Raw genomic sequence first — 11,669 nt, 5'->3', positions numbered from 1 at the left:
TAATTGCTAGTGCTTTTATAGCCGTGGATAATATAAACATCTTTAGCAAAGACATTGGTAGATAATGCAATCAAAAAAAACTAATAAAATACTAAATTGCTTTGATATAACTCGCAACATTATGAAGTCCTTTTGTTTTTTAATTTTTGTTTTATACAAATACAGAATCAATAAATCAGCATTATTCTTATTCTATTCACAAATTTCTTTCATTATATCTTCAATACTAGGCTTCTTATAACTTTCATAGTCTCTAAATTCAGAATTCGTTTTATTGTAGTAGTATAGATATACTTTAATTTCCTTATTTTTATAAGAGAATTTTTGATTAACATACACAGATTCAAAGCCTTTGATTTTATCTATCGGGTTTGTTTCTCGACTAAGCCCTTGTTGTTTGTAAGGTTTTATAATATCTTATAAGTGGTTCAGTATGTAATTGTTCTAAATTTTTGATAAAAGATTCCATTAAAGAAAAATTTGGCTTTTTATCCGGGGTTATAGGTAGAGATATTTTTGTTTTTAAAAAGTCTTTTTCAAAATCACGCACAATAAACTCCTTGAGATAAACTTTGCTATTAGCATTAAAAATAGAAGTAAAGAATAAGGCAATATTCTTATTAAACTCTATAAATTTAGGATAAATAGTTTTTGTAAATTGTCCCGCATAGAAATCTTTTTCCATATAAAAGAAATGCATAGCAATTAAACCTACGGCTATAGAATTTCCTTGTATTTTATGCTTTTCATCTAAATATTCCACATATCCAAAAATACCATTATTATATACTGTGCGGGTAAAATATGGATACTTTGCATTTTTATTAAAAATAAAATTATTTTTATTTAATTGAGGATTTGATTTTACTTTAAATAACTCACTAATTTCAAATTCTCCCCACTCACATTCTAGGTTATCAAGCAGATTTTGAGCTATTTGTATAATAGCTCTTTGTATAAAATCTTTAAACTCTTTGGGGCTAAATACTACTAGTTTTGCCCCCCCCCCACTTAATATTTTGTAAATATTGATAATATTTTGCATTTCGTGTTTTGTCTGTTTGATGCTTTCTTCCATAAATTGCCAATCTATTTCACCCTTTGAATTTAATGGAAGATTGATATATTCTTTTTTTAGGGCAGTTTGGGAACGCTTTTTATCGTAAGCATAACCAAAAATATTTTTTGTTCTATTTAGTAAAATAGTAAAAAATAAGGCGATATTTTTGCTCATATTAAATTTTGGTCGCAATATTTCAACATGGTCACTAGCACTAAAATCACTTTCTTGATAAAAACAAACACCAAGAACAGCACTATCAATTGTAAGACAGCCGCCTTTTTCGGTATAAAAGTTATAATATCCAGCTACACCATTTTCAGTTGCTTGTGTTGTAATATAAGGATAATTACCATTTCCAATTTCTTCTAATGTCTTTTTTGGCGTGGTCTTACTCCCGCCAATTTCAAACAAATCTTCAAGTTTAAATTCTTTCCAATTTGAAGTAACTAAAACTTTACTCTTCATTATTTTCCTTGTTTAAGGCAATAGAAATAGCTGTATCATCTAAGCTAATATTAGAATCATAAAGCAAAGATTCCAAAAGCACTTTTTCAAAATCTTTTTTATCAATCCCTTGTTCAAAAAGCATATAATCTAGCACAACTTTTTTAAAGTCTTTTTGGGTGATACTAAAGGGTTCTTTTGGCATTTGGTAGCTTAAGTGTTCGCTTGGTTTTAACCATTGACAACTTTCATCGCCACTTGTTTTATAAATTACATCAAGCCAATAAGGTTCTAGCTCATTTTTCCATTTTTCTTTTGTATCTTGTCTGCCTTTATTTTTCACCGTCTCTAAGCCATCTTCTTTAATATGACAAGCAAAAATTTCTTTATCATTTTGTGGTTCGTGGGCTTTAAATAAAAATATGGAAGTACTTACCCCTGCCTTGCCATTAAAAATTTCATCGGGTAATTTTATAATTTTTAATAAAGAATGTTTTTTAAGCCATTTTTCTGCTTTACTCTTACCCACTTCAAGTTTATTATCAGGCAACAAAAATGCACACATTGCACCATCACACACATTATTGAGCACATTTTCAACTATTGTATAAACTCCGTATTTGTTTTCATAAGGGGGATTCATTAAAACCTTAGTAATTTTTTTGTTTTTTATCCACTCGCATATTTCTTTATCTCTTGAATCTGCTTGAATTAAATTTGTTTTGCCATCTTTGTGTATTAACATATTTGCACAAGCTAAGGTAAATAAATCTTTTGAAATTTCTATGCCAAAAAGTCTATTATTGCAAATTTCTAGCATAGCTTTTTCATTTGCTTTACCACCCAACTCGCTTATCATTTCACCCATTGCATGAATTAAAAAAGCCCCGCTTCCACAAGCAGCGTCTAAAACATTGTCTTTGTGAGTAACTCCTGTGATTCTATACATCAAAGAAATAATGTGTGCTGGAGTAAAAACCTGTCCATAATCTGGCTTTTTGGGTAAATAACGATTAAATTCATTAAAAAATATCATCATTACATCTTCGCCATTCCAATCATCAGAATTTAAAAAATGAGAAATTTTCATTACATTATCGATAAAATCACCCATAGCGTTTTTATCACCTTCTTTGTCACAAGTGATTTTTTCGTATTGCTCTTTAATGATTTTTAGCTTTTCATTACTCTTCATTTCATCGCTATAGGATTCTTCTAAAACCTTAATAATTCTATTTTTCAAATCGCTAAAATCTAAATCTTTAAAATTTTCTAATTTTGCACCTTTTTTATGTGCCACTAAGGCACAAGCAGTAAAAATCATTCTATGTCTTAAATCTTGCATAATAAACTTATGATGTAAGAGTTCGTTAATGCGTATTGTGCAAGTTTGTATCGCATCCACATCAATAGGAATTCTTTGAGTAAGTTTTAAATAATATTCTTTATTTAAGAGTTCTTTAACTTCGATAATTTGTTTTAATTTATCATTATAAACAAGCACATCTTCACCATTATAAAGAATGCCTAAAACTTTATTATATTTCTTTTGCGTGATTTGTATATATTTAAAAAGTTGTTCTTTTTCTCTCTCTATATTTTTATTACCTGCTTTGGTCTCTAGAATAATCGCAGGTTTGTTAATATCATTTGGAAAATACCACCCATCAGGCTTGTCGCTTATACCTTTAAAATAATTTTTATCTAATTGGTTAAAGGTAGTAATTTGTCCTACTCCACTTTGTGCTTCATTACTATTATAAAACCCTAAAATTTCTCTAGCATTGTCTCGTATTTTATCTTCACTCAGCATCTTTACCTTCTACCATCCTCTAGTATTTTTCTCTCGCCTTTAGAATCTATCTCACACACCACATAAGGAAGTCCTTGTTTGTTTAGTTCTGCCATAAAGGGATCGGGGTCATTTTGCTCCATATTCCACACACCGCTACCATTATTGGAATCTATCCCTTGAAATTCTCCACCTTTTGGCATATCGCTATTATCTGCGTTATTTGGTATTTTTGCCGCTCCTATGCCCCATTTACCCTCCAAAATCAGTTTTGCGCCAATCATTGCTGGCACACCTGTGGTATAGCTCACGCCTTGGGCATTGACTTCTTTATAACACGCCTCGTGATCGCAAATATTATAAATATAAATTGTTCGCTCTTTACCATCTTTTATGCCTTTGATGTAGCAACCGATGTGCGTTTGCCCTTTGGTGCGAGGCGCTAGAGAGGCTGGATCGGGTAAAAGCGTCTTTAGCACTTGTATTGGCACGATTTTTTGCCCATTATGCTCTATTTCATCGACACGCAAAAGCCCTACATTTTCTAGGCATTTCATATGTGTAAGATAAGATTCTCCAAATGTCATAAAAAATCTAATCCGCTTTAGCCCTTTGATATTTCGCACAAGCGATTCAAGCTCTTCGTGATAAAGTAGATAGCTATTTTTTACGCCCACTTCTGGATATTCCCATTCTTTCATCAAATCAAGCGGTGCTATATCTTGCCATTGTCCGCCAAAGTAGTCTTCATTTTTTAAATCTTGTGTATTTGCCTCTAGGCTAAAATGCTTTTCTTCTCGCTCAAACTTGCGATAAATGGTGTCTTTTTTTAGGTCTGTGTTTTGTGCAAGATTCTCATCTTTTACCCAAAACCTCGCTTTAGAGCTCACTTCGCGCAAATTAATTTCAGGATTAAAGTTTGTCGCAAAGGCATAGCCATGATCTCCTGCATTACAATCCAAAATATCAATGCTAGTAATTTCATCAAAATAATGTTTTTGCGCATACGCACAAAAGACATTCGTAACGCCCGGATCAAATCCACTTCCCAAAAGCCCAAAAATCCCTGCTTCTTTGTAGCGTGTGTCGTATGCCCATTGTTCTTTATACTCAAAATGTGCAGAATCTGGATGCTCGTAATTTGCTGTATCCAAATAATGCGTTTTTGTCCTAAGACACGCTTCCATAATGCTCAAATCTTGATAGGGCAAAGCGACATTTACCACAAGCTTTGGCTTGTATTTTTCTATCAAAGCCACCATAGATTCGACACTATCAGCATCCACACAATCTATCTCAATTTTACCCAAGCCTTTCTGGTAGATGGAATCTGCAATCGCCTGACATTTATTAAGCGTGCGAGAAACCAAAACAATGCGCGAAAAAACTTCTCTGTTTTGTGCCATTTTATGCGCAACCACTCCACCAACTCCACCTGCTCCAATCTGCAAAACACAAGCCATAATACAATCCTTACAATGAAATATATAATACTCGGTAATTTGAAGCTGTATTATAGCATTTAGTTATTGATTATTGATTGATACTATATTTCTTCCTATGTTGGTTGAATTTTTTATGGAATCTAGCTTATCTACTAGCGTATCAAGTGTAACTTCTGTGATAGGTATTTTCCGTATGAATGCCATTGCTTGTGAAATTTCATTCCAAATTCTTAATCTTTTCTCATTTGGATATGCCACAGAATCTATGCCCACAAGCTGTATCCCACGCAAGATAGAGGGCAAAATATTTGTATTTAGAGCTATCCCACTTGCATTGCCACATACACTCATCGCTCCGCCTTGCATTCCCACATACGCTCATCGCTCCGTCATAGGATATTTGTGTCAATAAACTCGTGGCTAATGCACCACCTACACAATCAATCACATAATCAAAGCATTGTGATTGTAGAGGCTTATTGTCATTTTTTATGATATCTTTTGGCGATACAATATCACTCGCGCCAAGGCTTTTTAGCATTGGTGATTGATTATCTTTAGAGGTGATAGCGATGATGTTGTCATACCCTTTTGCCTTAAGGAGTGCAATTGCCATAGTGCCCACACCACCAGTTGCGCCCGTTACTGCTATGGTGGGTTGATTGCTTTTATTCATACCTGCTTGTTGTAGAGATTGTATGCTTAAAGCTGCTGTAAAACCTGCCGTGCCCACTATCATACTATCTTTGAGTGATAATCCATTTGGCAAGGGCGTAATCCAAGATGATTGCAATCTTGCATATTGTGCATAGCCGCCAGTGTGAGAAACCCCTATGCCAAAGCCTGTTGCCAAGACTTTTTGCCCTATGCTATAGCTTGGATTGTTGGATTCTACAATCTCGCCACAGAGATCTATGCCCGGTATCATAGGGTATTTGCGAATCACGCCACCATTTTTCTTAAACGCAAGCATATCTTTATAGTTGATACTAGAGTATTTGACCTCTATAATCACATCGCCATCTGATAGATCATCTATGGTGATATTTTTTATTGCGTGTATGAGATTTTCTTCTTGCATATCTACACATAATGCTTTAAAGGTCATAAATTTTCCTCTTATGATTTACAAAATCCACAAAACCTACAAAGCCTAATGGCTAAGATTTTCTACTTAATTAGATATTCTTGCATCAAGCAAATTGAATCTTCTCCTATTTCCACATAGGCTTCTACTTGCCAACGCCCTTGTTTATCTACTTCAAAAGATGGACTTTGATAGATTCCATCGACAAACTCACCCTCTCCTAAAGTTTTGTCTTCTTGAATAGTGTTTGGGCGCGCTAAAAAAAAAGAAACCTTAGCATCTGTTTGTAGCTTTTGATTTTTTAAATTTCTAATCTCTACAAAAGCCATTTTAAATTCCTTTAAACCCTGCTCTTTTGGTCCTTCAAATTCAATAGTGTATTGCTTTAAAAAAGCTTGTCTTTTTTGTGTGATTTCATTGATATTTTCATCTACATATTGCGAATCCATTCCACACATTGCTTTCATTTCAACAGGATTATTTAATGCAGTCTTGATTGTTAAAACAATTAAACCAACCACAACCATTGCTAACAAAAAAATTCCAATAGGCCAATAATTCTTAGTCATTATTTTCTCCTTAAATAAACAAAAACAAATAAGACAAATAAGACAAAAAGCATTGCATAAAGAGCTGTCCTCACCGCGATTTGAACACCCTTGTTTTGCGTTGGAAAGTTATGCTCTAATTTAACATTGTGAAACTCTGCAATTCTATCTGCCATATCCACAAAACCATTCAATAAAAAGGCAGAGATTCTCTCATTTGTTAGCTCTTTAGCAGAATTTGGAATCAAAGGCACAATATAATCCCAATAAACTTCATTTTTATCAAACATTCTTTCTACTTCTTGACTAACAATGATATTGATTTTTTTTTCATTTTTACTAAAAAAGAGCAAGACATAGGGGTTTTGTAGATTATAAGTGTAAGAAGATTCTTTCTCTTGAAGATTCATCTCCCCTAAATCCTCAAGAGCAACAATATACATTTTTACACCCGTTTTTTCATAAACTTCACTTGACAGAATCTCAATAAAGCCAACAGTCTTTTCAACTAGTTGATTCTCGTTTTCTATCACAAAGGGCTTTGCAAAAGAAAATACAAAACAAAATAGGGATAAAATCCCTATTTTAAAGACTTTAAACATCTTAACCGACAAAAAGAAGCATATCTGGGATAAATGCTACAGAAATAGAAACAATAATGATAACAATATGCGCAATAAAAAGAATTTTTTCTAAACTACTATACTTTACCATTTTTACTCCTCTACGCTTTGAAAATGCCCAGCATTCTCAACGCTTTTCATTTGTATGCTATTTGGATTCTCAATCACATAAGGATTGTTCGCCTCTGCTTTTTGTGTCATTACTGCTGCATATCCCAACCCAAAGACGATAGCAAGCAATAATACTACCGCGACTATATAACCACCTAATCCATTAATTCCAAATAAACCATTCATAATGTATCCTTAGTTTTTATCCGAATAGATGAAATGCCCTAAAGCTTCTTTTTGAATATCTGTAAGCATCTGAGTTTTAAACGAAGGCATAATACCAATATGTCCTTTTTTGCCTTTTTCTAAAACTTCTGCCACAAATGCAGTTGTTCCATATTTACTCAAGTCAGGAGCCATTCCTCCCATACCTTTTCCATCATCCCCATGGCAAGCATTACAAGTTGCAGCACTATAGAGCTCCTTACCCTTAGCTACCAATTCTGGATATTTTGTCTTTTTTACTTCAGAAATTTCAGCCATAACATAAGCTGCCACAGCCTTTTGTGCTTCTTCAGTATCCAAAACTCCCGGTGCTACCTCACTAATTGGCAACATATCTCCAAGCAAATAACCCAAGCCTTTACTTCCTTCTTTAATTGTTGTAATAATCCCCTCTTCTCTACCCCACTCTGCTAAATTAGCCGCTGTTCCATTTATTCCTTCTGTTGTGATTCCATGACATTGCGAACATTGCACTAAAAAGAGATTTTGTCCCATTTTAACCAAAGTGGCTTCATCAATATTTTGCCATTGTTGTTCAAACTTGGCATTATACGCTTTTACTTCCTCATTGTATTCACCAATTTGAGAATAAGAATTAAGAGGGTATCCCACAAACCAATACCACAATGCCCAAATAATAAGCACCAAATAAGTTACACCCCAACCAATTGGAATATTATTTTTAAATTCTCTAATTCCATCCCACTCTTCACTTGATAAATCACCTTCTGCCTTACTGCTTTTCATTTTTTTGATATAACCACCAACAACGAAAATAGTTAAAGCTAGAATTGCTATGGCGCCAAGCAATGCGAGTTGATTTACACTATCACCTAAGTTCAACCATTCCATTTAGCTCTCCTTCTTTTTATCTTTATTGCTTCTCTCTTCGATTATTTCATCATTCAAGTCATCATCAAGGGCTAATCTAGCATATTTTTCATAATCTATTTTCCCACTTCTTTGGCTTTTGTAGAGATGGTAAATATAACCATACAACAAAACCACCAACAAAATCGTAACAGCCCAATATGCATAGCCTTGAATGACTCTTATAGTTTCATAATCCACGATTAATTCGCCCTTCTTTTTTGCCCCAGACTATTAAGGTAAGCAATCAAAGCTACAATTTGCTTAATCTCACCTCTTTCTAATGCCGCTTTTATTTCTGGATCTTTCATATCTTCAGCCAAAACTTTTGCTTCAGCCAAAATCTCTGCTCTAGCAGATTCTAAATCTCCAAGCTTTGGATTCCCTTCTGTATCATAAGGAACTGCAAAAACCACTTTTTGGGTATAAGCTTCAGCATAAGCAGTATCTACATCCACATTTTTTTGATATAAATGTGGATAGGCAGGCATTATAGATCCAGGAACAATAGAAGATGGATTTAACATATGCTCCTCATGCCAATCTGTTGTTCTATAATCCCCTACACGATGCAAATCTGGACCAGTTCTTTTAGAACCCCATAAAAATGGTCTATCATATGCATATTCACCGCTTAAACTATAAGCTCCATATCTATCTGTTTCTGCCTTAAAAGGACGGATTAGCTGCGAATGACAAGCATTGCAACTCTCTGCAATATAAATTTGACGCCCTGCAGTTTCTAATAAAGTATAAGGTTTAAGATTTTCAGTAGGGCGAGACGCTTTTGTAAAATCAGGAAGTATTTCAACTAACCCTGCAATAGAAAATACCAACAAAAAAACTACCGTAAAGAAAAACGGATTTTTTTCCAACCAATGAAACATTCAACCCTCCTTTACGCTGCCATTGGAGTTGCATAGTTAGGCTCTTTTTCAAGCTCTTTACTTGCAACAATGGTCATAATAATATTATAAGCAAAGATAATAAATCCAATCAAATACATTGTTCCACCAATTGCTCTAATTGTATAATAAGGGAACAATACAGTTACTGTATCAATAAATGAATAAGCTAGACTTCCAAATTCATCTGTTGCTCTCCACATCATACCTTGGGTAATTCCAGCAATCCACATACTTGAAAAATAAAGGATAATTGCAATTGTTTGAATCCAAAATTGTATATCCATAAGCTTTTTAGAATAAATCTCGCGCTTAAACAATCTTGGTGTCATATGATAACAAGCTGCAATAAGCGTAAAACCAACCCAGCCTAAAACACCATCATGAACATGCCCTACAATCCAATCTGTAAAGTGCGCCAAAGCATTCACGGATTTAATTGACTGAATTGGTCCTTCAAGTGTTGATAACATATAAAATGTAGAGGCAAGAATTAAAAATTTAATTAAAGGTGATTCTTTTAATTGATGCCATTGTCCCTTCATTGTCAAAAGCATATTCACTGCTGTTCCCCAAGAAGGCAAAATAAGCACCACAGAAAAAATAGAACCCATTGTTTGCATCCAATCAGGCACAGTAGAATAAATAAGATGGTGGCTACCTGCCCAAATATAAACAAACATCAACCCCCAAAATGAAAACAATGTGAGTTTATAAGAAAAGATAGGCTGCCCTGATTCTTTAGGTAAGAAATAATAAATTACCCCAATGATTCCAGAAGTAAATACAAATGCAACCGCATTGTGTCCAAACCACCATTGCACCATCGCATCATTAGTTCCAGCATACAAAGAAATAGAATTCCATAAAGAACCAACCCCAGATATAAGGTAAGTAGGCACAGACAAGTTATTAAAAATATAAAGAGCAGAAATAGCTACAAAAGTCGCGATAAAATACCACAAGCTAATGTAAATTGTCTGCTCCCTTCTCACACCCATTGAACCAAAGAGACTAACTCCCCATAAAACCCAAACAACTACCACCAAAAGGTCCAAAGGCCAAATTAATTCAGAATACTCTTTAGATTGTGTTAAACCGGCAAATAAACTTACAACTGCCAATGCCATTAAAAGAATATAAAGCCAAAAATGTAAATGACCAATGAATTTTAAAAATGGATGCTCATTGTATGAAATTTTCAAAACTCTTTGTCCCAAGTAATACCAGGCTGCCCAAATACCACTTAATGTGAAACCATAGATAATTCCATTAGTGTGCAATGGTCTAAGTCTCCCAAAAGTTCCAAATTCTCCAGCAAGATAATTGAGATTTGGAAACGCCATTTGAAAAGCGATAATGACACCCAACAATAATCCTACAATACCAAATACAATCGTTGCAAAAAGAAATAATTTTGCAATGGAATAATCATACTCTAATGCAGAATTTGATTGCATATAGACTCCTTCCTCTAAGATTTCCCTAGACTAATTAATATTTAGAGAACTTGTAATTTTATAAAAAATAACTTAACTAAAAGCTTAAAAAAACAAACAAATGGTAAATGAAACTCAAAATGTGCTTTATTAACAAAAACTAAATTCTACCAACTTCATAGAGTTGCACAATTCCAACGACTTGATCTCCATCCATTACCACCAATTCTTTTATTTTTGATTCCATCATTATAGCCTCTGCTTCCGTTGCCATAGCATTGCTTTGAATCACTTTGGGTTGTTTAGTCATAATTTCTTCAGCACAAACTTCAAATTTATCCTCCATTAAAGTTCGTCTCAAATCCCCATCAGTAATAATCCCCCTTAGCTTATTATCCTCCAACACCAAACACACTCCAAGTCTTTTACTTGTCATTACTGCAATTAATTCTTTAAAACTAGTTTTAGGCAAAACAATAGGCAAATCTTTAGTAACCATAATATCTTTAACTTGCGTCAAAAGCTTTCTGCCTAAGCTCCCACCAGGATGAAACATTGCAAAATTCTCCGGTTTAAATCCTCTTGCTTTCATTAAAGCCACTGCAATTGCATCACCCATTGCTAAATTTGCGGTTGTTGAAGAGGTTGGGGCAAGTTGCAAAGGGCACGCCTCTCTTTTAACAGCAATATTTAAAAAATACCGCCCCTCCTTAGCTAAAGTCGATTGTGGATTCCCACTCATCACAATTAATGGAATCCCACGCTTTTTAATAAGAGGAATAATCCGCAAAACCTCTTCACTCTCTCCTGAGTTTGAAATTGCGATAACCGCATCCTCTTTTGTAAGCATTCCCAAATCTCCATGCAATGCCTCTCCAGGGTGCAAGAAAAAACTAGGAGTTCCTGTGCTTGCTAAAGTCGCAGCCATTTTTGCAGCAATATGCCCTGATTTTCCCATTCCTGTAATCACGCAATGCCCTTTGAGTTTTAAAATGCATTCAATCGCGCCATTAAAATCTTGATTTAAATACTCTTTTAACCCCAAAATTGCTTCTGATTCAATATCAAAAACCTCTTTTGCTATTTGAGTAAAATCTCGCATACAAACTCCTTAAAA

General features: G+C 34.2%; 13 protein-coding genes. All 13 read right to left on the bottom strand.

Annotation, left to right across the window (positions count from 1 at the left end; translation table 11 throughout):
- Nucleotides 1-382: 382 nt before the first annotated feature.
- Complete coding sequence (locus tag MKD52_RS03385; RefSeq protein ID WP_242099247.1) at nucleotides 383-1,528, bottom strand: restriction endonuclease subunit S; 1,146 nt, start codon at nucleotides 1,526-1,528, stop codon at nucleotides 383-385.
- Complete coding sequence (locus tag MKD52_RS03380) at nucleotides 1,518-3,320, bottom strand: N-6 DNA methylase (protein WP_242099246.1); 1,803 nt, start codon at nucleotides 3,318-3,320, stop codon at nucleotides 1,518-1,520. Before MKD52_RS03380 ends, MKD52_RS03385 begins: the two co-directional genes overlap by 11 nt.
- A gap of 2 nt (nucleotides 3,321-3,322) precedes the next feature.
- Entirely contained in the window at nucleotides 3,323-4,762 is a 1,440-nt protein-coding gene (locus tag MKD52_RS03375) for a saccharopine dehydrogenase family protein (RefSeq protein ID WP_242099245.1), read from the bottom strand.
- 63 nt (nucleotides 4,763-4,825) lie between these two features.
- Nucleotides 4,826-5,017 (bottom strand): hypothetical protein, encoded by a 192-nt coding sequence (locus MKD52_RS03370; RefSeq protein WP_242099244.1) that lies wholly within the window; start codon nucleotides 5,015-5,017, stop codon nucleotides 4,826-4,828.
- The gene (locus MKD52_RS03365; RefSeq protein ID WP_242099243.1) at nucleotides 4,986-5,852 is read right to left on the bottom strand and encodes a YhdH/YhfP family quinone oxidoreductase; all 867 of its coding nucleotides are present in this window, start codon (nucleotides 5,850-5,852) and stop codon (nucleotides 4,986-4,988) included. The genes MKD52_RS03370 and MKD52_RS03365 overlap by 32 nt, the downstream gene beginning before the upstream one ends.
- A 62-nt stretch (nucleotides 5,853-5,914) precedes the next feature.
- Nucleotides 5,915-6,400, bottom strand: coding sequence for a FixH family protein (locus MKD52_RS03360; RefSeq protein ID WP_242099242.1), 486 nt, complete (start codon nucleotides 6,398-6,400; stop codon nucleotides 5,915-5,917).
- Nucleotides 6,400-6,912 (bottom strand): TPM domain-containing protein, encoded by a 513-nt coding sequence (locus tag MKD52_RS03355; protein WP_242099241.1) that lies wholly within the window; start codon nucleotides 6,910-6,912, stop codon nucleotides 6,400-6,402. The genes MKD52_RS03360 and MKD52_RS03355 overlap by 1 nt, the downstream gene beginning before the upstream one ends.
- 183 nt (nucleotides 6,913-7,095) lie before the next feature.
- Nucleotides 7,096-7,299, bottom strand: coding sequence for a DUF4006 family protein (locus MKD52_RS03350; protein WP_112057967.1), 204 nt, complete (start codon nucleotides 7,297-7,299; stop codon nucleotides 7,096-7,098).
- A gap of 9 nt (nucleotides 7,300-7,308) precedes the next feature.
- Nucleotides 7,309-8,190, bottom strand: a complete 882-nt coding sequence (locus tag MKD52_RS03345) for a c-type cytochrome (protein ID WP_112057968.1) — start codon at nucleotides 8,188-8,190, stop codon at nucleotides 7,309-7,311.
- Nucleotides 8,191-8,409, bottom strand: a complete 219-nt coding sequence (locus MKD52_RS03340; RefSeq protein ID WP_242099240.1) for a cytochrome c oxidase, cbb3-type, CcoQ subunit — start codon at nucleotides 8,407-8,409, stop codon at nucleotides 8,191-8,193.
- 2 nt (nucleotides 8,410-8,411) lie between these two features.
- The gene (gene ccoO / locus MKD52_RS03335; RefSeq protein ID WP_242099239.1) at nucleotides 8,412-9,095 is read right to left on the bottom strand and encodes a cytochrome-c oxidase, cbb3-type subunit II; all 684 of its coding nucleotides are present in this window, start codon (nucleotides 9,093-9,095) and stop codon (nucleotides 8,412-8,414) included.
- Between the two features lie 11 nt (nucleotides 9,096-9,106).
- Nucleotides 9,107-10,573 carry a cytochrome-c oxidase, cbb3-type subunit I gene (gene ccoN, locus MKD52_RS03330; RefSeq protein ID WP_112057971.1) on the bottom strand — a complete coding sequence of 489 codons (1,467 nt, stop codon included), beginning with the start codon at nucleotides 10,571-10,573 and terminating at the stop codon, nucleotides 9,107-9,109.
- A 139-nt stretch (nucleotides 10,574-10,712) separates the two neighbouring features.
- Nucleotides 10,713-11,654 carry a KpsF/GutQ family sugar-phosphate isomerase gene (locus MKD52_RS03325; RefSeq protein WP_242099238.1) on the bottom strand — a complete coding sequence of 314 codons (942 nt, stop codon included), beginning with the start codon at nucleotides 11,652-11,654 and terminating at the stop codon, nucleotides 10,713-10,715.
- Between the last annotated feature and the right edge of the window lie 15 nt (nucleotides 11,655-11,669).

This window comes from Helicobacter sp. CaF467b (genome assembly GCF_022664765.1).
In the GTDB taxonomy this organism is placed as follows: Bacteria; Campylobacterota; Campylobacteria; order Campylobacterales; family Helicobacteraceae; genus Helicobacter_D; species Helicobacter_D colisuis.
The sequence above is the reverse complement of the archived record's forward strand: the minus strand, read 5'-3'. Positions and strand labels throughout refer to the sequence as shown.